This window comes from Endozoicomonas sp. GU-1, assembly GCF_027366395.1.
Lineage (GTDB): Bacteria > Pseudomonadota > Gammaproteobacteria > Pseudomonadales > Endozoicomonadaceae > Endozoicomonas.
This window is the reverse complement of sequence record NZ_CP114771.1, coordinates 5,064,528-5,088,169: the sequence shown is the minus strand read 5'-3', so window position 1 is coordinate 5,088,169 and position 23,642 is coordinate 5,064,528. Positions and strand designations below refer to the sequence as shown.

General features: G+C 51.3%; 20 protein-coding genes. 13 read left to right on the top strand and 7 right to left on the bottom strand.

What is annotated here, in order from left to right; translation table 11 throughout:
- Positions 1-35: 35 nt before the first annotated feature.
- Positions 36-452: a hypothetical protein gene (locus tag O3276_RS21265; protein ID WP_269673100.1), complete on the bottom strand. Its 417-nt coding sequence runs from the start codon at positions 450-452 to the stop codon at positions 36-38.
- A 111-nt stretch (positions 453-563) separates the two neighbouring features.
- Here O3276_RS21265 and O3276_RS21260 point away from each other — a divergent pair, with 111 nt between their 5' ends.
- The 5 genes from O3276_RS21260 to O3276_RS21240 all read left to right on the top strand — a co-directional run bounded on the left by O3276_RS21260 (position 564) and on the right by O3276_RS21240 (position 5,375).
- Positions 564-806 carry a GNAT family N-acetyltransferase gene (locus tag O3276_RS21260; RefSeq protein ID WP_269673099.1) on the top strand — a complete coding sequence of 81 codons (243 nt, stop codon included), beginning with the start codon at positions 564-566 and terminating at the stop codon, positions 804-806.
- 410 nt (positions 807-1,216) lie between these two features.
- Complete coding sequence (locus O3276_RS21255) at positions 1,217-2,533, top strand: dicarboxylate/amino acid:cation symporter (protein WP_269673098.1); 1,317 nt, start codon at positions 1,217-1,219, stop codon at positions 2,531-2,533.
- 121 nt (positions 2,534-2,654) lie between these two features.
- Positions 2,655-3,299, top strand: a complete 645-nt coding sequence (gene thiE, locus O3276_RS21250; RefSeq protein ID WP_269673097.1) for a thiamine phosphate synthase — start codon at positions 2,655-2,657, stop codon at positions 3,297-3,299.
- An 80-nt stretch (positions 3,300-3,379) separates the two neighbouring features.
- Positions 3,380-4,675, top strand: coding sequence for a glutamate-1-semialdehyde 2,1-aminomutase (gene hemL / locus O3276_RS21245; protein WP_269673096.1), 1,296 nt, complete (start codon positions 3,380-3,382; stop codon positions 4,673-4,675).
- A 61-nt stretch (positions 4,676-4,736) separates the two neighbouring features.
- Entirely contained in the window at positions 4,737-5,375 is a 639-nt protein-coding gene (locus O3276_RS21240) for a hypothetical protein (RefSeq protein ID WP_269673095.1), read from the top strand.
- Positions 5,376-5,493: 118 nt separating this feature from the next.
- On the opposite strand, the gene O3276_RS21235 is transcribed toward O3276_RS21240, so the two are convergent.
- Together O3276_RS21235 and O3276_RS21230 are read right to left on the bottom strand one after the other, a co-directional pair.
- Positions 5,494-7,983 carry a hypothetical protein gene (locus tag O3276_RS21235; RefSeq protein WP_269673094.1) on the bottom strand — a complete coding sequence of 830 codons (2,490 nt, stop codon included), beginning with the start codon at positions 7,981-7,983 and terminating at the stop codon, positions 5,494-5,496.
- Positions 7,984-8,096: 113 nt separating this feature from the next.
- A complete protein-coding gene (locus O3276_RS21230) occupies positions 8,097-8,396 on the bottom strand; it encodes a DUF1820 family protein (RefSeq protein ID WP_269673093.1) in 300 nt (99 codons plus the stop codon).
- A gap of 382 nt (positions 8,397-8,778) precedes the next feature.
- On the opposite strand from O3276_RS21230, the gene miaB reads away from it, so the two are divergent.
- The 6 genes from miaB (at position 8,779) to O3276_RS21200 (ending at position 14,897) form a co-directional block, all read left to right on the top strand.
- Positions 8,779-10,128 (top strand): tRNA (N6-isopentenyl adenosine(37)-C2)-methylthiotransferase MiaB, encoded by a 1,350-nt coding sequence (gene miaB / locus O3276_RS21225; RefSeq protein ID WP_269673092.1) that lies wholly within the window; start codon positions 8,779-8,781, stop codon positions 10,126-10,128.
- A gap of 101 nt (positions 10,129-10,229) precedes the next feature.
- The gene (locus tag O3276_RS21220) at positions 10,230-11,399 is read left to right on the top strand and encodes a PhoH family protein (protein WP_269673091.1); all 1,170 of its coding nucleotides are present in this window, start codon (positions 10,230-10,232) and stop codon (positions 11,397-11,399) included.
- Positions 11,399-11,866, top strand: coding sequence for an rRNA maturation RNase YbeY (gene ybeY / locus O3276_RS21215; protein ID WP_269673090.1), 468 nt, complete (start codon positions 11,399-11,401; stop codon positions 11,864-11,866). Before O3276_RS21220 ends, ybeY begins: the two co-directional genes overlap by 1 nt.
- 79 nt (positions 11,867-11,945) lie before the next feature.
- Positions 11,946-12,788 (top strand): CorC family transporter, encoded by an 843-nt coding sequence (locus O3276_RS21210; RefSeq protein ID WP_269673089.1) that lies wholly within the window; start codon positions 11,946-11,948, stop codon positions 12,786-12,788.
- Entirely contained in the window at positions 12,788-14,344 is a 1,557-nt protein-coding gene (gene lnt / locus O3276_RS21205) for an apolipoprotein N-acyltransferase (RefSeq protein ID WP_269673088.1), read from the top strand. The genes O3276_RS21210 and lnt overlap by 1 nt, the downstream gene beginning before the upstream one ends.
- A gap of 241 nt (positions 14,345-14,585) precedes the next feature.
- On the top strand, positions 14,586-14,897 hold the full coding sequence (locus O3276_RS21200) for a hypothetical protein (RefSeq protein ID WP_269673087.1): 312 nt from the start codon (positions 14,586-14,588) through the stop codon (positions 14,895-14,897).
- A 98-nt stretch (positions 14,898-14,995) separates the two neighbouring features.
- Here the strand turns inward: O3276_RS21200 and O3276_RS21195 are convergent, their stop codons facing one another.
- Positions 14,996-15,970: an ankyrin repeat domain-containing protein gene (locus O3276_RS21195; RefSeq protein WP_269673086.1), complete on the bottom strand. Its 975-nt coding sequence runs from the start codon at positions 15,968-15,970 to the stop codon at positions 14,996-14,998.
- A gap of 293 nt (positions 15,971-16,263) precedes the next feature.
- Complete coding sequence (locus tag O3276_RS21190) at positions 16,264-16,920, bottom strand: YdcF family protein (protein WP_269673085.1); 657 nt, start codon at positions 16,918-16,920, stop codon at positions 16,264-16,266.
- 89 nt (positions 16,921-17,009) lie between these two features.
- Between O3276_RS21190 and O3276_RS21185 the strand changes: the two genes are divergently transcribed.
- Entirely contained in the window at positions 17,010-18,290 is a 1,281-nt protein-coding gene (locus O3276_RS21185; RefSeq protein ID WP_269673084.1) for a cation:proton antiporter domain-containing protein, read from the top strand.
- Between the two features lie 29 nt (positions 18,291-18,319).
- Here O3276_RS21185 and O3276_RS21180 read toward each other — a convergent pair whose 3' ends face one another.
- The gene (locus tag O3276_RS21180) at positions 18,320-18,850 is read right to left on the bottom strand and encodes a hypothetical protein (protein WP_269673083.1); all 531 of its coding nucleotides are present in this window, start codon (positions 18,848-18,850) and stop codon (positions 18,320-18,322) included.
- Between the two features lie 110 nt (positions 18,851-18,960).
- Positions 18,961-20,622 carry a putative transporter gene (locus O3276_RS21175; protein WP_269673082.1) on the bottom strand — a complete coding sequence of 554 codons (1,662 nt, stop codon included), beginning with the start codon at positions 20,620-20,622 and terminating at the stop codon, positions 18,961-18,963.
- Positions 20,623-20,895: 273 nt separating this feature from the next.
- Here O3276_RS21175 and leuS point away from each other — a divergent pair, with 273 nt between their 5' ends.
- A complete protein-coding gene (gene leuS, locus O3276_RS21170) occupies positions 20,896-23,511 on the top strand; it encodes a leucine--tRNA ligase (RefSeq protein ID WP_269676032.1) in 2,616 nt (871 codons plus the stop codon).
- The last annotated feature ends 131 nt before the right edge of the window (positions 23,512-23,642 follow it).

Sequence of the window (23,642 nt, the reverse complement as noted above, 5' to 3'; positions counted from 1 at the left end):
AGACATACCGGTGCCTTCAGGATGTGACACAACCGTTAAACACTGTGCCGTCTACTCAATGTCTGGCGGGCAACGTCGTTACCGGGATTATTAGATAACCTGACGTTATTATCCTGATCGTTGGTTTCCAGCCACTGATTGATTGAGGCTGCCATGGGAGTAACGGTGTGATTATCTGCACCCGGGAACAACGCATTCAAACCATTGGTAACATTTCGCACACCATCGACAACCGCCAATAACGAATGGTGGATTGAATACCCACATAAGTAACCCAGGCCTGCGCTAACCGCACTGGAAGCAGCCAACGTCACCAATCCTGGATCCTGGACTTTTTGAATGCAAATAAGAAACCCTGCGAACATCCCATAGCCTGTAAGTGCTTTTACCAGGTTAGGCGTTTCAGCTTGCTGCCCACGAGTAGCAGGCGTATAAGAAATGCTTATGTCCATTATTTTTTTCCTCAGGATCGCGAAAGTCTCAGAGTAGCACAAGAGACAGACTGTCATTAATTTGGAGGCATTGTCGGCACTGATTACCAGGGTAAAGGTACCGGTCAGGCATTGATCCACTTTGGCCTGCGTACATTAAAAGACAATGGCACAGAGTTGGTATTCACCTACGGTGATCCTGATTTCTACTGTCGAACAGGTTTTGCGCCTGTCAGTGAAGCCGTGATCAAAGCACCACTGCCGTTGTCCCATTCGGAAGGTTGGTTAGGCCAGTCGCTGGTTAGTAAGGAGATTGAGCCAATCGCTGGCAAACCACACTGTGTCGAGGCGATGAATAAGCCGGATATCTGGTAATCACGCAACAGGGAAGTCAATGTCTGCCGCTGACAGGAATAATGTCATACGATCGTGCAAAATAGCCATGGTAGCAGGCGCAGCATCACGGATGATTTTCTCCACGGCATAAGCCGTTGCAACATTCTCAGGCCAGGGCTTGCGAAACCTCAGGGCTGAAATACTTTTCCAAGGGACATCACAAGCCCCCTACCCGCCTGAAAGCGGCTGGTTATGCCTTCAATTGCACAAATCCGGCCCTGATCACGGCTTCAGGAAATCCGATAATTTTCAACTAAAATAAGGATTTACCATAAGGAAATAGCATTTTTTCATCTTTGTCGGGAACTTGTTACTGATAAAGCGTTCCAAATAAGTAAGGGGGCATAAGTCAGCAGAGCCGTTTCACTTTCATATTGAGAGGAGAATGTATGATGCAGAAAAATTTAGCCCCTCAAATACTGATTGCCCTGATACTGGGAATGGCCACTGGTATCATTATCCAGCTGGCTGCCTCTCCCAAAGGTATTACCCAGAAATATCTGGTCAGTGGCCTCTTTCATGCCGTTGGTGTGATGTTCGTGGCAATGATAAAAATGCTGGTTGTCCCCCTTATTTTTGTCTCCATTGCCCACGCTGTATGCAGCATTAACGACATCACCCAGGTCGGCAGACTGGGGGTTGAAACCTTTGGCATCTATCTGGGCAATACATTTTTTGCCATCCTGTCAGCCATTGTTATCACATTGATGGTGGCACCGGGTACCGGAGCCAATCTTGGGCACGTTGATCAACTGGTTCGCTCTGGCCAGTCGGAACTCCCTTCACTGCTGAATATGATTATTAACGTGGTACCAGTGAACCCCTTTCAGGCGTTGGTAGAAGGCAATATTCTGCAAATCCTGTTTATGGCAATCATTACCGGGATTGCCATAAAGAAGCTGGAAAACCACGAAACCCACAGTGTCAGCAATGCTATTTCCCTGGCCAACAGCGTGATGATGAAACTGATTGGCATGGTCATGAGCATGGCTCCCATCGGGGTTTTCTTTCTGACCGCCAAACTGGCTGCCACATTAAACGGCAGCAGCATTTTAAGTGTGCTGTCCTATGTGCTGACCTGCCTGCTCATTATGTGCCTCTGGCTGTTTGTTATTTATCCGGTGCTGATCGGGCTGGTGATTAAACGTTCCCCGCTGGTGTTTATCCGTCACACCCGTGAACAGGTCATTTTTGCCCTCTCTACCGCCAGCTCTAACGCTTCGATCCCCATTACTTATCAGACATTGATCGAAAAGTTCCAGGTCCCGGCACATATCGCCGGCTTCACGGTTCCCCTGGGAGCCACCATTAATATGTCCGGTTCTGCTATCTATATGAGCGTTGCTGCCCTGTTTGTGGCCAATGCCTGGCATATTGACCTGAGCCTTCTGGAAATGGGCACCATGGGCTTCACCACCTTCCTTCTGGCCGTTGCTACTGGCGGTATACCCGGCGGTGCAGCAGTCTCCACCGGAGTACTGTTACACACCATGGGGCTACCCGTTGAAGCCATGGCGATTATTCTGGCGACTGACCGGATTACCGATGCTGGCTGCACGGTCACCAATGTTGTTGGCAACACGGTTGCCGGCATTCTCTGCTCAGTGGGCGAAGCCCACACTGAAGCCGACGAAGATAGCTCAACAGTAAGTGAGAGAGCTGCCATCGATGCTGATGCATTACCGGGCAAACCTGATGTTTGTTAGAACACATTTTTTCCACGGAATATGATGAATACTGGTCTTATGTTTAATAATGAACGTCCATTAAAGACAAGGACGATAAACTGGTATAATCTGCCGGATATTTAATAATTGGGTATGGACCATGCATCGATTTCACGGCCTGTACGGTATTACCGATAGTCAACTGCAACCCGATGACAGAATACTGTTCGAAACGGTAGAGCAGGCTCTGATGGGCGGTATGAAAATCCTGCAATACCGCGATAAAAGCCTCGACTCCGGTAAAAGACTGCGACAGGCCGGGGCATTGAAGGTTCTCTGCCATCAATACCAGGCCATGCTGATCATCAACGATGACATTGAGCTGGCCCTTGATGTGGAAGCCGACGGCGTTCACCTTGGCCAGCAGGATGACAGTATTGCCGATGCCAGAGCCCGGCTGGGTGATTATGCCATTATCGGCATCAGCTGTGAGGGCTCTCTGGAAAAGGCAAAAGCGGCTGCTGAACAGGGAGCCAACTATATTGCCTTTGGCAAGTTTTTCCCCTCCCGAACCAAACCCGATGCTAAAAATGCCGAGCTTGCCATTCTGACCCGGGCACGGGAAATGTTTGACCTGCCCATCGTCGCCATTGGCGGCATTACCACGGACAATGCTTCTGAGGTGATTTCTGCCGGTGCTGATATGGTTGCCGTCGTTAATAACCTGTTTGCGGCACAGAATATCCGGGAACGGGCCCGGAATTTTATAGCTCTGTTTAACGATACACAGCGTAAAGCTGTTTAACCTTCCACAGTTGCACAATAAAGAATAGCGGCCAAAACCCCGGGGTTAAGCCGCACAGCCTATGTTAAGGAATTGCCACCATGTCTCGTTCTGAACAACTTTTTGACGATGCCCAGACGGTCATCCCCGGGGGAGTGAACTCACCGGTCAGAGCATTTAAAGGAGTTGGCGGCAAGCCCATCTTTTTTAAAAAAGCCCGTGGCGCGCATCTTTACGATGTGGATGGCAGGGAATACATTGACTACATCGGCTCCTGGGGTCCCATGATCCTCGGCCACAACCACCCGGATGTGATCGCTGCCGTGCGTGATCAGGCCCTGGCTGGCATGAGCTTTGGTGCACCCACGGAGCTGGAAACCCGCCTCGCCAAGATGGTACGGGCGATGGTGCCTTCCATGGAGCTGCTGCGCATGGTCAACTCCGGTACTGAAGCGACCATGAGTGCCATTCGTCTGGCCCGGGGCTTTACCGGTCGTGACCGAATCGTCAAGTTTGAAGGCTGCTACCATGGCCACTCCGACTCCCTGCTGGTAAAAGCCGGTTCCGGTGCCCTGACTCTGGGTGTGCCCAATTCACCGGGAGTGCCCGCTGCACTGGCGGAAAAAACCATTACCCTGACCTACAACAACCTGGCTGAGGTGGAAGAAACCTTCCAGCAGGTTGGTGATGACATTGCCTGTATCATCATTGAACCGGTGGCTGGCAACATGAATTGTATTCCACCCGTTCCCGGTTTTCTGGAAGGCTTGCGCAAGCTGTGTGATGAATACGGCACTGTCCTTATATTTGATGAAGTCATGACCGGTTTCCGGGTTGCACTGGGTGGTGCCCAGGCCTATTACGGCGTAACGCCGGATCTGACGACACTGGGTAAAATTATTGGCGGTGGTCTGCCCGTGGGTGCTTTTGGTGGTCGCCGGGAGATTATGGAGCACCTGGCACCACTGGGTCCTGTTTACCAGGCCGGAACACTCTCTGGTAACCCGCTGGCCATGGCTGCCGGTCTGGCCACACTGGAAAATCTGTCTACCCACGGCTTTCATGAATCCCTGACGGAGAAAACCACAGTACTTCTGCAAGGTCTCAGAGAAAAAGCAGAAGCCGCCGGTATTCCTTTTACCACATCCCAGGTAGGCGGCATGTTTGGTCTATTTTTTACCGACCAGCACCATACCGACAATAACATCGACAGCTTCACCAAAGTGATGGCCTGTGACACCGGGCGCTATGCCAAATTCTTCCATGGTATGCTGGCTAATGGCGTATACTTGGCACCCTCAGCATTTGAGGCAGGATTTATATCCATAGCCCATGGTCAGGCAGAGCTGGACGCCACATGGAGTGCGGCAGAGAAAGCATTCGCCCGATTATCCTGAGTCCGGGAGGCTGATCTTCGGAGTATTTTATTAAATGACTGGTTAAGCAATTTTGCAAACAATGAGTTCTCTGGCTATTTCCGATGCCGTGCTGGCCTTTGCCTGCCTTTTTGCTGTTTTTCTTATGGCACAGCAAAAGAGTTTCGCTGACGTTCATCGCTTTTCTGCCACTGCAGCCCTGTTGGGATTCCTGCTAATGGCGCTGGCATCCATTACTGGCAGCCTGCGTTATGGTATCTCCAGTGCCTGGTCAGGCCCCCACGAGATGCTGGTGGATGCTGCCATGTTTCTTGCGCCGCCTCTGACCGGCATTGCCACCTGTCTTGGCGTTAGCGTCAGCAGTTGGAGTCGGGCCGCCTGGGGCAGGCTGATATTGGGTGTGTGCGTGGTTTACGAAGTCTGTCGATGGTACGGTTTAGACATTATTTACCGTGACCTGCAAATGGCTGTGCTGCTGATTTTCGCGTCATTTCTGCTATTGCGTTCATCGGTGGAGTCCGGTCCTAAGTGGCTGATCATCGCCTCTGTTACCAGCTATTTTACCGGCGCGCTGATCATCGGTACGGAAGGCACACTGGCTGGCTATCTGAGGCTGGATTTATTCCGGTACCTGATTGGACTGGGCAACCTGCTGTTGAGCAGCGGACTGTATCTGCTCTTTAAAAACCGGTATCAAAACGATAAACAGTTATCGGCTTGAGCCTTATCAAGCCGGAAACCAAATCACGCGCCTAGGAGGCTGTCCGAGAATAGCGCCCGTAGCGAGGATGGCAGAAAATTGAGGATAAAAAGTCGGAAATTTTTAGTGAATAGTGGTTCTATTTACTAAAAATTTCCGACTTTTTAGACCAATTTGCTAACACCGCAGTAGGGCAGTCTATTCTCGGACAGCCGCCTAGGTAATACAGAGGATCGGCAATGCGTTTTAACGCAAAAAACTCATGCCCCTTGTCTTCATAAACTTTTCTTAGCTTGTGGCTGCTGACCAGGCCACTCAACTCAGAAAAAACATGGCCAAAACCGGAGCATCCGGATCGCAGGCGCTTGCAGGCCTCAGCGTCCTTTTTTTGCTCCGGGTTCTGATGGTGCCGCTGAATCAACATCTCCTGCAACCGGCCACTGAGGATACGCTTCTCTATGGGCTGTGCCAGGTAACAGGCCATGGCCCGGGAGACCCAATCCAGAGCAAAGTGCAGCATTTGCCATTTTGCCTCCTTCTCATCATTCAGTTGGTCACCGGCCAGGATGACCGCGTTCATCTGCTCGGGAAAAATACACTGCCGCAAATAGAACCAGGCTGCATCTTCGCAAACACGCCCATAGACCTGGTCATGCATCAGCCACTGTTCAATACACAACTTCTCACTGGCAAGATCACTTTTGTTCCGATGGGCATTAATCTCCCGAACAAACCCCTGAACCATCAAATCACTATCGCTGAAGCGCCCCCCCCTTGGCATAAACAGCTGCCGTGAGGCCGTTGTCCCGGCCACCTTCTCAGGCACTGGCCTCAAAGATGTAACCGGTGAAAGCTGGTCTATCTGTACCGCTTCCGGGGGCTTATCCGGATGTTCGCTGTTTGCAGAATCTGATCGTTCAGGCAAATCAGACACCGACGGCGAATGCCTCTGCTCAACCAGCCGGGCAACTGCAGGTGTTTGCTCCGTATCCGGGCTGCGCTGCTTCGGGGCAACCACGTCCCCTCTGGACTCTGTTCTGCTGCGCTGACGTGTTTTTCCTTTTTTCCTGCTTTTCGTGCTGCCAGCTTCAACGGCAACCGGCGTTTTAACAGCATCTGACGCCGCAGTGCTGGTGACGGCAGGAATATTTAATTCACAGATTTCAATTAATGAATCCAGCCTTCGCCCGAGGGACTCTGGCAAACCGGGTAAGCTGCGCAGCTGTTGATACAGTTCCCGGGACTTTTCAAACCGGCCAAAGCCCAGGTTAATATCACCGGCATCTTTGAGCAGCAGCGGGGACAAGCCACTGTCTGCCGCATTAGCCAGATGTATAAGGGCGATCAGCGGATGTTTTTCAAACCCTGTGGAACAAAGGTACATCAGCCCTTTGGTCAACTTCATGAGCCCACTGACAAAGCGTGACTCCTTCGCCTCAAGACGTTGCTCGAAGTACTTATACAGTCTTCTTCTCGTATCCCCCTTGCCTGCATCCTTGAATACCCCGCCAATCAGATTATTTATTGTCCCTTTCGATACCCGCAACTTCGCCCCCGATTCATCAAACACTTGCCTGATATCCTTATGGTTATAGCGGTTGCGCCTGGAGCGAAGTTCGAGCCTGCCACCTTCCTGCCGGGAACGAATAATGTCACTCCAGTCCAAGGTAATGATCTGTCTCAGCCCTTCCGGATAGTCAGCAAATGGTTTGAACTCAGGCTTGATGTTGGCACCCATTAGCACCCCTCCCAAATCCATCATAAACAAGTCCCGTGGCGTCATTTTTTCAAGACAGCTATTGAATTGTTTGTTAGTCAGCTTGAGGAGGGTAGTCAATGCATCCATCAGCTCCCGGACAAAAGCCCGTTGCAACATAATTATTTCATCGCTCCGATTCAGGAACGGGACCAGCAAACGCGGCATCAGAAAGGGTGAAACCAGCAACAGCTTATCCGTATTACAACTCAGCTTTACCAGCAGCCAGGCGGCAGGAAAAAATTCAGTCTCCCGGACCAACTGAGAAAGCTCCTGCACCTGCTCATAATCCATAGAAGAGGGTGACTGCCCGGAAATCAGCAAATATAGCTCAACTGCCCTGAGATAAAGGTCGAGAAAACCCTTATCAATATTCTTAAGCTTTGCCAGGATGGGTTCAGTGGCCTCAGGCTCCCCGGCATATTGCAAAGCCAGAAATCCTGACAACAGAAAATTGCATTTCTTACCATTACTGACGAAGGGAGACAATTGCTCTTCTTCATCACAAATGCATGCAGCTAAAATGCGCATTATCGCCCGGCTATCGAAGGGGTGCGATGTACCAAAGGCAGACATCACCGCGACCACTTTTTCCCGGCTCGATAAATGGTTGTTCTTTTCGCTGTTAACCGGATTTCCCATTAACAGCCCGGGGCCATGATCAGCTATAACGGTTGCAGCCGTGCGGGGAGCCACGTCAGGGAGCGTAGTAACGGGGAACTCTGAACATGCCGGTGATGAGACATTAACCACTGCCAGCTCTCGTCCCCACGCGATGGCTGAGGCTGAACCAGAAGCAGACATCGCATCACTGTCCCCGGGGACAGCACTGCCAACTTCCAGTGACTTAAGAGAATCTGACAGTGAATCCATAATATCCCCCCACTACCGGCACAGGCCAAAGCATGACAGTGCTGATGCCATGGATACGAGCTGTGACTGCCTAACCAGCGGTTAAGTTCAGTCCCTGCTGGGAATATGGGGCATCACGGGGAAGGGTCGGACATTATCACCCTGTGCTTCGGATACCTTGCCGGTTCCCTCTTTTCCACCTCATCAATACGAATAATGGTATTCAGTGGAATGTAACTGCGCTTTACACCGTCAAACGCTGCCTTCAGTTTCTCTTCGCCCGGGTCAACCAGTAGCTGACTGCGCTCACCGAAGACAAACTCCTCAACCTCAATGAAACCCCAGAGTTCACTCTGGAAGATCTGTCGGGCGTAGATTTCAAACACTTCGCCCTGATTTTGAAAAATCACACGGAAAATGGGGGTTTTCGCCATTAGGTTCTAGTACCACGTTAATTCTGCCCAGGCGTGTTACGGCTTGAGCTGACCATAGGATTTCAGGGTGCAGATCATAACACAAAGCCTGACCGCAATGGTTTGCTTAAATGCACTGGAATGTACAAATCTGACCGGATCGATTATTCGTCATCCCACGCCCGCACTCTGCAATGACCACAATACAATCTATGTAATCACGGTTTAACCGGGCTCATCCTTGACTATCCTCCATGGTGCAGGGTAGCTATAATGCCCGGTTTATGAACAACAGGCTTGGCCTCGCTGCAGGTTTGAGCCCTCCAGGAGGCTGTTTGGGAATAGCGCCCGCAGGGTGGACTACCCCTACACAGCCTCCCGGCACAAGCCAGTAAAGTGTGAAATGAGCAAAAAACTGTATATCAAAACCCATGGTTGCCAGATGAACGAGTACGATTCCGCCCGTATGGCTGATCTGCTCGGCGAGACTCATACCCTGGAGCTGACGGACAATCCGGAAGAGGCGGATGTCCTGCTGGTAAACACCTGCTCCGTGCGGGAAAAAGCCCAGGAAAAGCTGTTCCACCAGCTGGGTCGCTGGCGAAAACTGAAAGAGAAAAACCCGGACCTGATCATCGGCGTTGGCGGTTGCGTTGCCAGCCAGGAAGGTGATGAGATCCGTAAACGGGCACCTCAGGTTGATGTGGTGTTTGGCCCGCAAACCCTGCACCGTTTGCCGGAAATGATTGATGCCAGCAAGGCCAACCATATTCCCGTGGTGGATGTTACCTTCCCGGAAATTGAAAAGTTTGACCGTTTGCCGGAACCCAGTGTGGATGGTCCAACGGCGTTTGTCTCCATTATGGAAGGCTGTGACAAGTACTGCACTTACTGCATCGTTCCTTATACCCGTGGTGCGGAAATCAGCCGTCCCATGGATGACGTTATTGCTGAATGTTATGGCCTGGCGGAAAAAGGCGTTCGGGAAATCAACCTGCTGGGGCAGAACGTCAACGCCTATCGCGGTGAGAAACACGATGGCACCGTCTGTGACCTGGCGGAATTGATCACGGTGGTGGCTGCCATTGACGGGATTGACCGTATCCGCTTTACCACCTCTCACCCTCTGGAGTTTTCCGACAGCCTGGTCAATGTCTACGCCGAAGTGCCCGAGCTGGTCAGCCATCTGCACCTGCCGGTACAGAGTGGCTCTGACCGGGTCCTGCAACTGATGAAACGGGAGCACACTGCTGCAGACTACCTGAAGAAAATACGACAGCTGCTTTCTATCCGCCCTGACCTGAAGCTCTCCTCAGACTTTATTGTCGGCTTCCCGGGTGAAACCGATCAGGACTTTGCAGACACCATGAACCTGATTGCGGAAGTGGGCTTTGATGCCTCGTTCAGTTTTATCTTCAGCAAGCGCCCCGGTACTCCCGCCGCCGATATGGAAGACAATGTTCCCGAGGAAGTGAAGAAACAGCGCCTGCAGATTTTGCAGAACCGCATTAATCAGCAGGTTATTCAGATCAGCCGTCGTCTGGTTGGCAGCACCCGGAAGATTCTGGTGACCGGTTACTCCAGGAAAGATCCGGGGCAATTATCAGGGCGTACCGAGTGCAACCGGGTAGTGAATTTCCAGTGTGCTGACCCTCGCCTGATTGGCCACTTTGCGGATGTCGAGATTGTTGAAGCGTTGCCGCACTCTCTGCGTGGTACGCTGATCAGTTCCGAGCTGGACAGCGTAGCCTGAGAAAAAGAGGCGTAATGCCTCTCTTTTCTGACTGGCTTACATTCAGAGACCATCGTAATATCTTACCTGAATCCACTTGCAGTAAAGGCTAAATACTGACTTTGAATACCAAAACACAAGGACAGGACTCTTCCGGAAGTAACAACGCCTCTGGCCATAATGCCACTGATCAAAACGTCTGCCGCTTCTCTCTTGAGCCTGATGAGCCACAGAGGTTCGCCGAACTCTGTGGGCAATTCAACCAGCACCTGAAACAGATCGAAGAACGTCTCGGTGTCACCATCCGTCATCGTGGTAATGTCTTTGCTATCCAGGGTGACAATGGCCGTGCGGAGGTAGCAGGCGAAGTCGTCAAGCGACTGTTCAGAGAAACCGGTAAGGACGACCCCCTCAGCCCTAACACGGTTCACCTGTTCCTGCAGGAATCGGCCATTGAGTGGATACACGAAGAACCCACAGACAAGCTGATCTCTCTGCGTACCCGCAAAGGCCTGATTACGCCCCGGGGGCCTAACCAGCAAAGTTATGTAAAGTCGATTCTGCAGCACGACATCAATTTCGGTATCGGCCCTGCGGGTACCGGGAAAACCTACCTGGCCGTTGCCGCTGCGGTACAGGCCCTGGAAGAAGAACAGATCCGTCGCATTCTGCTGGTGCGTCCTGCGGTGGAAGCGGGGGAAAAACTGGGCTTTCTGCCTGGCGACCTGTCCCAGAAAATCGATCCTTATCTCAGGCCTCTCTACGATGCCCTGTATGAAATGCTCGGTTTTGAGCGGGTTGACCGACTGATAGAGAAAAATGTGATTGAAGTTGCCCCGCTGGCCTACATGCGGGGTCGGACACTCAATAATTCCTTTATTATTCTCGATGAGTCCCAGAATACCACTCAGGAGCAGATGAAGATGTTCCTGACCCGTATCGGCTTTGGCTCTACCGCCGTGATTACCGGTGATATCACCCAGGTTGACCTGCCCCGGGGGACACGCTCCGGTCTGGCCAGTGCCATTGAAGTCCTTAAAGGGGTCGACGGTATCGGCTTTACCTGGTTTAACGCCAAGGATGTGGTACGCCATCCCCTGGTACAACGGATCGTGCAGGCCTATGACCGTTTCGACAAACTGACCCAGGAGCAGTCAACAGGAAAGCATTCCCGACCGGGTAAGCAACCTTCTGCTCACCACTCTGCACGCTCTTTACCCGCTGAGGGCCCTTTACCAGCTGAGGGCTCTTTACCCGCTGAGGGCTCTTCATCACCCAGAGGCGCACAATAATGGCCTCGGTTCATATCGATGTGATGATTAACAGCCGCAGCACACAGCTTCCCGAACAGAGTAAGCTGGAAAAGTGGGCCGCAGCTGCCGTTGGCCAACACCGTCAGGAAGCTGAAATCAGCCTCCTGATCGTCGATGAAGAGGAAGGTGCCGAGCTGAACCGGCAATGGCGGGGCAAGGAAGGGCCAACCAATGTACTGTCCTTTCCTTCCGATCTGCCTGCCGAACTGGAGTTGCCATTACTGGGGGATTTGATTATCTGTGTCCCTGTTGTTGAGCAGGAAGCTATTGAACAGAAAAAAAGTCTCAATTCCCACTGGGCTCATATGATGGTTCATGGCACACTGCACTTGCTTGGCTACGATCACATTGACGATCAGGAAGCCGAAGAAATGGAGACTCTGGAGACGGAAATTCTCGGTCAGCTCGGCTATCCTGATCCCTATCAGGACAGAGAGTCATCCTGACTGGCTTTGGATCACGTTTAACACATTCATCAGTAAACCGCCCACCGGGAGGTGGGCATAGCCGTGAAGACAGAGGGCAATGAGCGACGACCATTCGACGGAAGATCATCCGTCACCATCATGGATGGACAAACTGACCAGCATATTTCACCAGGACCCCAAAGACCGCAACGCACTGCTGGGCATACTGCGAGATGCCGGAAGCCGGGGCATGCTGGATGATGAAGCGCTGAGCATCATCGAAGGCGCTGTTCAGGTCGCGGACATGCAGGTTCGTGAAATCATGATCCCCCGCTCCCAGATGGTCTGTGTGGATGAAGACCAGAACCCGGAAGAGTTCCTGCCCCAGGTTATTGAGTCAGCCCACTCCCGCTTCCCAGTTATCGGCGATACCAAAGATGAAGTGATCGGTATTCTGCTGGCCAAGGATCTACTGCCGTTGATTCTTAACACCGGGGGCAAATTCAATATCAAGAACCATTTACGACCAGCGACTTTTATCCCGGAAAGCAAACGCCTGAATGTTTTGCTCAGGGAGTTTCGCACCAACCGTAACCACATGGCTATCGTTATTGATGAATTTGGTGGCGTTGCCGGACTGGTCACCATTGAGGATGTGCTTGAGCAGATTGTTGGCGATATCGAGGATGAAACCGATGTTGATGAAGATACCTTTATCAAACCGGCGGATGACCTTGAACACGCGTTTATTGTCAAAGCGCTGACGCCCATTGAAGACTTTAACGAGCAGTTTGCCACCAAGTTCCCGGATGATGAGTTTGATACCATTGGTGGTATCGTCATGCAGGAGTTTGGCCACATGCCAACCCGTAATGAATCGGTGGAAATTTCCGGCTTCCGCTTTGATGTACTGAACGCCGATGGTCGTCGGATTCGACTGTTGCGGGTAACCCCCTGCTGATGCCTGCTGCGACGTCCCGTTCATCTCTTCAGGTTGCGCGCTACCTGCTCTCGCTGGCCGCAGGTGCGGCCATGCCCCTGGGCTTCAGCCCTTTTGACTTCTGGCCAGTTCCCATGCTGGCTGTTGGCATTATCTTTCTTTTGACCCGAACATTACCCGTCAAGACCGCAACAATGTGCGGTTTTCTTTTTGGCGTCGGGATGTTTGGGGCCGGTACATCGTGGATATACGTCAGTATCCATGAATTTGGGGCCGCTTCCCCGATACTGGCCGGACTGCTGACCGGGCTTTTTGTCCTGGGCATTTCCGCCCTGATGATCATGCCGGTCTTCCTGCTTTACAGCTGGCTTAATCAACGAAAAGCCGGGCCACTACCGCCCTGGCAGCAGGCACTGATGTTTTCAGGGCTCTGGGTGCTGTTTGAGTGGGTGCGCAGCTGGTTGCTGACTGGCTTTCCGTGGCTGTTATCGGGCTATGCACTTCTGGACACGCCCTTTGCTGCGCTGGCTCCCGTTATCGGAACCTATGGCTTAAGCCTGCTGCTGGTAGCCACAGTCTGCCTGTTGTTTGCCCTGATTATTCCGGCTAAACAGCAGAGAACACCCAATATTATTGCTTTCTTCATTGCCCTGGCAGGTTGGGGGCTTTCGTGGCCACTCAACAACATGGCATGGACAGAAAAAAACGGTGATATCTCCTTCAGCGCAGTACAGGGAAATATCCCCCAAAACCTGAAGTGGGACCCTGACTTTATTCACACCACCATCATTAATTACATTGGCCTGAGTGAAGACCAGTGGCAGCAGGAATTGATTATCTGGCCGGAAAATGCCATTCCACTGTTTTATAACCGTGCCCGGGGCTTGATGGCCCAGCTGGACAGACTGGCCCGTCAGAATAACAGTACATTAATTCTTGGTATGCCAGTGGATGATAATGCTGGCAGCGAAACCCGTTACTTCAACAGTATTCTGTCTCTGGGAGAAGGCTATTTAGCCGCAGACGGCCCCGGCCGCTACGACAAGCAGAAGCTGGTACCATTTGGTGAGTACGTTCCCATGGAGTCCCTGCTGCGCGGGCTGATTGATTTCTTTAACCTGCCCATGTCGGAATTCTCCCGTGGAGACTCAGAACAGACCTTACTCAAGGCGGGCGAGGCAACCATTGCCCCTTATATCTGTTATGAGGTGGTTTACCCGGACTTTGTCGCACAAATGGCGCAAGAGAGTGGGCTGCTGATTACCATCAGCAACGATACCTGGTTTGGCAAATCCATTGGCCCTGTCCAGCATTTCCAGATTGCCCGGATGCGAGCGCTGGAAACCGGACGCTTTATGATCCGGGCCACTAATGATGGCATTACCGCCCTGATTGACGAAAAGGGAGGTGTGGTAAAAACGATTCCGCGCTTTACCCATGGTGTTTTGTCAGCAACCGCAGAGGTTCGGACAGGGCAGACGCCGTTTATGGTCTACGGCTCCTGGCCAGTGTTATTACTTGGCTTTCTGATGGTTATACTACCGCTGTATTTTAATATTCGGACAAGACGTCAATAAAGTGAAGCAGTATTTCAGTAAACCGAAAGATTTTTAAAACTGCCTCTTAATACCCCCCTGAAAAGCACAAGGTGTTATCTCAACTGACTAAACGGTTAGTGATTTGTATGGACGCAAATTGCTAATTTAACACCGTTTACAATTAACTCAGCATTAATGAACGGAAAACCTTGAGTATACATCAGGCCAAGCTGGAAACTGGCCTCTAATGGTTTTCCATAAGATAGCTTAAGGAGAAGACATGAAAACATTATTATTACTAATCAGTATAATCACAGCCAATACCTCTATGGCCTCAGTCCTTATTACCGACTGGTATCGCATAAATGGTTCGGGAGCAGAAGTTTGTTTTAGAATATTCCCTTCTTCAGGTCAGCCTGAACTTGTCAGAGTGACCGTAGATAAGGGACATAGCAAAGAATCCCATTATTTAACCTGGGTAACGTCTGATGAAAAATATTGCAAGGTGGTTGCAACGAGCAAAGGTAGGGTTGAAGTTCAACAACACAATACTGGCGAGTCAGATTCGAAATATTTTAATCTTTTTCATTAACAATAATTTTGAAACCGGTCCTATGGCCGGTTCTACTGACTGGTTTTTTCTGTTTATTTTAATTTCTGAAGATAAAAAAATAATGGTAAAACCCTGACCTAAGGAGCCATGGTCTTCCCAAGGGTGACGTCTCTGGTTAAATCCACCTCCTGCTCAAATCGTTCAAACGCAGCAATAAGTCCAGACACTATCGTTTCCAGCCTACTCTGTCTTTCAGCTTCTTCCAGCCCGGATAACCCCAGATATTCCACAACATAACCCATTATCTGATCAATCATCCGCTCATCAGGCTTGAGATGATCCAATGGCGATTTACCCTGGTTGTCCAGATTTTCCAAACTCGGCCAGGCTCCTTCTGCTAACAATAATGCAAATACTTTAACCCTCTCGGGATGTTCACTTCTGCCTGCGTGATGAAGTGGCCTTACACCCGCATTGGTCGGATGATTGATGGCGATTTGATAGTCAGGGTCAGCCCTGAACATATCACAGTACCACCGCACCACCTCCTCCCTGCCACCGGCTGCCAGATTAAACCGGTTATTACCTGTATTATTGGCAGCCTGCCCCTTTAAATCCCCCGGAGTTAATATTGCCTTGATGGATCGAAACAGTTGGTAATATTCCGTCCGCAGCGCTTCGGGAGCACTGTTTAACAGAAAAACCAGTATTTGATCCGGGCAATCCCTGTTTATTGCCGGACCCACTTTACCAGCAACTTCATAGGCCATTTCATCGACTGATCTGGCCCCATTGGGTTCATTAAACAGTGATACAATCCGCTCACGGGAAACTGAATGACAAATCACCTGAAATGCCTGAGAGTCTGCCGCTGCACATGCCCAGTGAAGAGGGTTCATACCAAGAGGGCAATCAACCTCCCTGCCAATACGTAATGCTTCAACAGCCATAGAAGCCAGAGGTTTTGCCTTTTCAGCAAAATCAGATACGTGTCGGCACCTGGAAAAATCAAGCACCTTCTGCTCCATAGTTGAAGCAGTTCCACCACTGGCAATCGCCTCACCAGACACATGTCTGTACGGATCAACAGGCTGAGTTCCGGGGGCATCCATCAAAATATCCTCTCGACACTAAGTAGTTTGATCTTTTGATTAGCAATCCAGCAAAAAGTTTCGTCCAATATTCCTTATACAAAAATGGAACCGGAAAATCACCGCAAGCTCAAACGGTGATATGTAAAGTCCTGGTGTGCAGGGTGTCTTTTGAAAGCAATAGCATCCACTCATTCCCCCCGAAGCCTGCCTAGTGTCAACAACAAACCGGTTCAAATGGGATTCCTGACCGCGCCGGATGCGGTGGATTATGAGCGGGGTGGCTGATTGTTGGAAAACACTATTTGGTATTCTCAGCTGCGATAGATCAGCCAGTACCATAAATACCCGGCGTACTCTCTGAAAGCACGTTCACTGTCGCTCAAATGACGGGCACTGGGCAACCATCGACGGATACGGAAATCTTTTGAGGCATTGGCCAGCATACCCGGTGCCGGAATCACCTGAAAACCCGCTCGTGCAAAGCTGAGAACGGCCCTTGGCATGTGCCAGCCATGGGTCACCAGTAAAACCGACTGAATATCCTCAGGCAGCATTGCACGGGCATACACTGCATTTTCCCAGGTTGTAGTACTTTGATCCTCCAACCACCGTGTTTCCACTGCAAAATCCTGTTTAAGACTTTCTGCCATGATGGCGGCTTCCGGTCGGAAACCGCCACCACTGACCATCACCGGCAGCTCAGTCTGACGGCTCAGCCATGCGCCATAACGGAGTCGCTCCAGGGTAAACATGGAAGGGCGAAAGCCTGACATCTCGGGGCTAATACGAGGTAAACCACCACCAAGAATCACCACTGCCTGAGGTTCTACAGGGTGGGTTTGCCCCGGCGTAAAGACCGGGTAGCGCTCAAGGCTGCGAATAAGCAGCGATGCGACCGGCTGGGTTGAGAGCAGATAAAGAATGACCAGTACCAGCCAGGCAATCCATGACTTAAAAATCAGTCCCATTATGATCAGCCAAATCAGCAACATGAAAAAAAAGAGTCCACTTGTTTTTCTAAACGACCCCACATGCCATCCGGAAAGGGAAAACTTTAGTGACGACACGGTATTGTGACACGCTCATTGAAAATCGGACAATCCCAACCTGTTTGATCAACTATCCTGAACAGTCCCATAGTTTTAACGATAAGGTTTACGCTGTGCAAGGACCGTTTGAGCATCTTGTTCTGGAAATGGCTGTCATCTTTGGTGGCGCATCGTTACTGGGCACCCTGTTTGTCTGGCTGAAACAACCCATTATTCTCGCTTATATAGGCCTTGGCATGCTGATTGGTCCCCAGGGTCTGAATGTGGTCATGGATGATGGACATATTGAAGCAATCTCCACCATGGGGATTATTCTGTTAATGTTTCTGCTGGGGTTACACCTGCACCCCAGAAACCTGCTGAAACAGTTAAAACAAACGGCGCTGGTAACCTTTCTCTGCCTGAGCGCTGTTGGTGCCATGATCTGTGCCACTCTTGCCCTGCTCTTTGGTTTTCCATTAACAGAAGCGTTGATCGCTGGCCTGTCTCTGGCCTTTTCCAGCACTGTACTCAGTTTAAAGCTGATCCCTACCACAACACTGCACCATAAGAGAACCGGTGAAGTGATGATCAGTATCCTGCTGTTTGAAGATATTCTGGCCATTCTGACCATTCTGATTCTTTACAGCAGCAATGGTGGGGCCCATATCGAAGCGCTATTACTGCCGTTGAAAACCTGTGCATTTGCCCTGGGGGCCTGGTGTTTTGTCCGCTACGTCCTGCTACCGCTAATGGGGCGTTTCGACATTATCTCTGAGTATATTTTTCTGGTGTCTCTGGGCTGGTGCCTGACAGCGGCGCAACTGGCGGAGTCTTTTGGTCTGTCCCATGAGATTGGGGCTTTTATTGCCGGAGTCAGTATTGCTACATCGCCAATCTCACTGATTATTGCCGAGGGTTTGAAACCGTTGAGGGAGTTCTTTCTGATTCTGTTTTTCTTTTCGGTTGGAGCCCAGTTTGAACCGATGCTGAAAAGCCATCTGCTGTTGGCTATTGTATTGACGTCAGTGATCGTATTAATGGCCAAGCCCATACTGTTTAAATATCTGCTGAAGCATCTGGCAGGCGAACGACACGATAATGCGGCAGAAATGGGGTTACGCTTGGGGCAGAGCAGTGAATTCTCACTACTCCTGGCCTATGGTGCCATGACGGCAGGAAGAATCCAGCAGGAGACCGCATTACTGATCGAAGGGGCGGCAATTCTAACCTTTATAGTTTCTACGTACCTGGTGGTATTCAGACTGCCAACACCGATATCACCCAACAATGAGTTAAGAAGTGATTGATACTCTGCTGAGTTATTAATGCCACAGAGTCACTGAGGATTCGATTCAACCACATAATAGATTATGCCTTCATGTTCAATCCACTGGGAGTTCGGAGGCAATTCATCTGGATGATTAGCTATTTGAATCTCACTGAGCGAACCATTAGCGGGGTTTATCTGGTCTCTGATGTGTTGCTCAACAGCCGGATGCTCCCTGATATGTTGATCAACCTCTGACAGCAGGGCTTTCTGGTTACAATTGCTAAAGGGGCAGAGAACAATCAGATTATCCAGAAACGTCCTAGTCTCTATACTGTAGCTGGTTAATGTTTTGCCGGTAACGATAATACCATCGCAATTATGCTCTCCTGTTGCTAATGAATCGTTGTTATCTATGCAAGGTTGGCAGATCGTATGATGACAGCCATCAATTTTCCTGCCGTTGTAGGTGATATTTCTGCATTGAATGCATTCCAGGCTACTCAGTGCGGATATCTGCGATGAATCATTGCTAAAGGCAACATCTACCTGTCGACCTGAGGGTGTGATCACTGAAAAGGACTGTAAAACGCCAGGCATAATCTGAGTTCCTCTAGATCCTCTGAAACAACAACCGGTTATATTTTCTGGTACTAAGACGGCTTTGACCATTACCAGCGCTGTTTAGTTCCAGCCCTCAGGACAGTTCCTTACATGAGCCCCCACAGCAACACTGCCAGTATCTGCGGCGACAAAATTCTCAAACACATCACCAGCGGATAAACCGTTGCGTAGGACAGTGCCGCTGCTCCAGACTTTTCATGCAGACTGTTGGCAAAGGCCAGCGCAGGTGGGTCCGTCATGGAACCTGCCAGCAGGCCACAGAGGCTCAAATAGTTAAGCCCACCAAACATACGGCTGGTAATACCGATCACCAGCAACGGCACCAGGGTGATCACTGCGCCGTAGAGCATCCATTGCACACCATCCCCATGCACCAGGATATCCACAAAGTTTTCCCCGGACTTTAAACCAACCACGGCCAGAAACAGAACAATACCAATCTCCCGCAACGCCAGGTTGGCACTGGGCGGCATAAACCAATATAAACGACCAATACTGCCTATTCGACCAAGAATCAACGCCACCAGCAGAGGTCCACCGGCCAGCCCCAGCTTGAGCGCCGCAGGCAGGCCCGGGATAGTCAGTGGCACAGAGCCCAGCAGAATCCCCAGACCAATACCAATAAACACCGGCATCATCTGAACCTGTTGCAGCTTCTGCTGGGCATTGCCCACCTGATTGGCCACCGCATCAATCGACTCAGGGCGACCAACCAGGTTGAGAATATCACCAAACTGCAACGTCGCGTCCCGGTTGGGCACCAGCTCCACACCAGAACGGTTCAGGCGAGAAACCACCACGTCATAACGCTGCTTGAATTTCAGGTCGATCAGCTTTTTACCCAGCACCTTCTCATTGGTTACCACCACCCGGGAAGTTCTGAGCTCCGTCCCCTTGGTGGTCAGGGACGCGTCCACCTCTTCGCCGAGAATAAGGCGGGCATTCTGCAATTTCTGCCGACTGCCAACCAGATGGAGAATATCACCCAACGCCACTGTCGTATTGCCCCTGGGGACAATCAGTTCTTCCCCACGCTTCAGTCGGGAACAGACCAGCTCACCGTCATTCAGCCCCGGAACATCCTGAAGCGCCAGACCATCAATATTCGGGTTTCGAATGGCCACATTGATGGTATACAGACTTTCCTTTCCGGTACCGGACACTTTCTCAAAGGCTTCCGCTTCCTCGTTAACGTCTATTTTGAACAGTCGCCGGATAAACCACATGCTCAGCAGAATGCCACAAATACCGAACGGATAAGCCACCGCATAAGCAGAACCTGGCAGTGCCAGCATGTTCTCTGGCGTCCCCAGCTCGGCCAGAATGCCGGTACCCGCCGCCAGAGAAGGCGTATTCGTCACAGCGCCCGAATAAACCCCCAGGACAACGGGCAGGGGAACATCAAACATCAGATGAAGCACGGTGGCCACCACCCCGCCCAGCAGTACCAGCCCTGCGGCAAAGGCATTCAGTTTCAGACCGCTGCTTTTCAGCGATGAAAAGAAACCCGGCCCCACCTGAATCCCGATGGTGTAAACAAACAGAATCAGGCCAAACTCCTTGATGTACTCCAGTGTGTGGCTGTCCAGATGGATATCCATCTGATAGACAAAGTGCCCCACCAGAATACCCCCGAACAGCACGCCACCTATGCCCATACCGACGCCACGGATGCGCCAGTTACCTATCCACAGGCCCAGCACGGCCACCAGCGACAGGATCGATATGGATATCGCGATATCGCTCATTATGTTTTCCAGAAAGTGAGAATGAATGATGAAGATTAAAAAAGGATCGCCACCTTACCAAACACTGACAGTCAGGCCGGATGATATAGATCAATACGAGACAATCTGTGTGGATAAATCATCAGGAAAAGTGCAGTTGCGCAGGCAGTGTTGTATCCTTGCGGGTTATTAGTTTCCCTGACTCTTTGATTGGTTTTCCACAAAGCTTTCCTCACCGGACTGCTTTCAGGAAAGCATCAAAGCGATCCTTTACATTAAGCCCGTTGAGCGATGATGGAAGAGCATTACCAACCGCATCAGATTGAGAGCGAAGCCCAGAAATTCTGGGAAGACAATGACAGCTTTGCTGTCACCGAAGGCACTTCACAAGAGAAGGGCAAAGAAAAGTACTACTGCCTCTCCATGTTCCCCTACCCCAGTGGCCGACTGCACATGGGGCACGTTCGTAACTACACCATTGGTGATGTGATTTCACGCTACCAGCGTATGCGCGGCAAGAATGTCCTGCAACCGATGGGCTGGGATGCCTTTGGCCTGCCTGCCGAAAATGCCGCCATCAAAAACAAGACGGCACCAGCCCCCTGGACCTACGAAAACATTGATTACATGAAAGGCCAGCTCAAGCGCCTGGGCTTCGGCTATGACTGGAACCGTGAGCTGGCAACCTGTAAGCCGGATTACTACAAATGGGAGCAGTGGTTCTTTACCCAGCTCTACGAAAAAGGCCTGGTATACAAAAAAATGGCCACCGTTAACTGGTGTCCAAACGACGCCACCGTACTGGCTAACGAGCAGGTTGAAGATGGTCGCTGCTGGCGTTGTGATACGGTCGTTGAACGTAAAGAACTGCCTCAGTGGTTTGTCAGAATCACCGCCTACGCCGATGAACTGCTGGCCGACCTCGATAAACTCGAGCACTGGCCAGAACAGGTCAAGGCCATGCAGCGCAACTGGATTGGCCGCTCCGAAGGCGTACAGATGACCTTCAAGGTTGCCAATGGGCCTGAAGGTGCCCCAGAGGAGTTCAAGGTTTACACCACCCGACCAGATACCCTGATGGGCGTGACCTACGTGGGCATTGCCTCAGAGCACCCATTGGCCAAAGCGGCAGCGGCCAATAACCCTGCCCTTGCCACCTTCATCCATGACTGCAAATCCAATGCCGTGACTGAAGCCGAAATGGCCACCATGGAAAAGGTCGGTGTCGATACCGGCATCCGGGCCATTCACCCAGTCACGGGGCGTGAATTACCCGTATGGGCGGCCAACTTTGTACTGATGGATTACGGTACCGGTGCAGTGATGGCCGTTCCCGGCCATGACCAGCGGGACTACGAGTTTGCCACCCGTTTTGGTCTGCCCATCGAACAGGTTATCGAGCCTGCCAATGGCGAAGCCATTGACCTTGGCGCAGCGGCTTTTACGGACAAGGGTAAGCTGGTGAACTCCGGTGAGTTTGACGGCCTGAGCTCAGAAGAGGCGTTCAATGCCATCGCCGACCGCCTGATTGCAGAAGGCAAAGGTGAGCGTCAGGTGAACTATCGCCTGCGCGACTGGGGTGTCAGCCGTCAGCGTTACTGGGGGGCACCAATTCCGATGCGCTACCTGGAAGACGGTACTGAGGTTCCTGTTCCTCTGGAAGATCTGCCGGTGCTGCTGCCAGAAGACGTGGAAATGGACGGGGTTCAGTCACCCATCAAAGCCGATCCCGAGTGGGCAAAAACCACCCACAACGGCCAGCCTGCCACCCGTGAGACTGATACCTTTGATACCTTCATGGAGTCCAGCTGGTACTACGCCCGCTACTGCTCGCCACAGTCTGATGACCAGATGCTGAACCCTGAGCAGGCCAACTACTGGCTGCCGGTGGATCAGTACATTGGTGGTATTGAACATGCAGTGATGCACCTGCTCTACTCCCGTTTCTATCACAAGCTGCTGCGTGATGCCGGCCTGGTCGACAGCGATGAGCCGTTCAAGCGCCTGCTCTGTCAGGGCATGGTACTGGCTGACACCTTCTACAAGCTTGATGAAAAAGGCGTCAAACAGTGGCTTGCCCCGACCGATGTCGACAGCGAGTTTGACGACAAAGGACGTCTGGTTAAGGCTACCCTGAAAGCGACAGGTGAAGTGGTTGAACATGCGGGCATGAGCAAGATGTCCAAATCGAAAAACAACGGTATCGACCCGCAGGACCTGATTGATCAGTACGGTGCCGACACGATCCGTCTATACACCATGTTCGCTGCGCCACCGGAGCAAACCCTGGAGTGGTCTGAAAGCGCTGTAGAAGGTGCCAACCGTTTCCTGCGTCGCTTCTGGAAGCAGGCCGCAGAGCATATTGCCGGTGGTGCTGTGGCCGCTCTTGATCTGAACGCCCTGACCAAAGAGCAAAAGGATCTGCGCCGTAAAGTGCATGAAACCATCAATAAGGTTTCTGATGACTGTGAGCGCCGCCTGACCTTCAATACCGCCATTGCCGCGATCATGGAGTTGAATAACGCCATCGCCAAGTTCCAGGTGAGCCATGCACAAAGTCAGGGCCGCGCCGTCATGCGCGAAGCCATTGAGGCTACCACGCTGATGCTGGCACCGATCGCACCTCATGCCATGCACAGTATCTGGCAGGCTCTGGGTCACTCTGAGCCGGTACTGGATGCTTCATGGCCGGTAGCTGACGAGGAAGCGCTGAAGAAAGAGGCCATCACCCTGGTGGTTCAGGTCAATGGTAAGGTGCGGGCAAAACTGGAAGTACCGGCAGGCCTCGATAAAGACGCCATTGAGAAGCTGGCCCTGGAGCATGAAAACGTCAGCAAGTTTACCGATGGCCTGACAGTCCGCAAGGTGATTGTGGTTCCCGGTAAACTGGTGAATATTGTTGCCAATTAATCGCAAGCTGATGACTACCCTACCGGTGCCAAGCTACTAATACTGATCTCAAGGTCTATCCCATACCCGCCCCGTTAGAAACGGGATGGGTATCAGGAAGGGGTTTTGTGATTATTAAGCAGATAACCAAA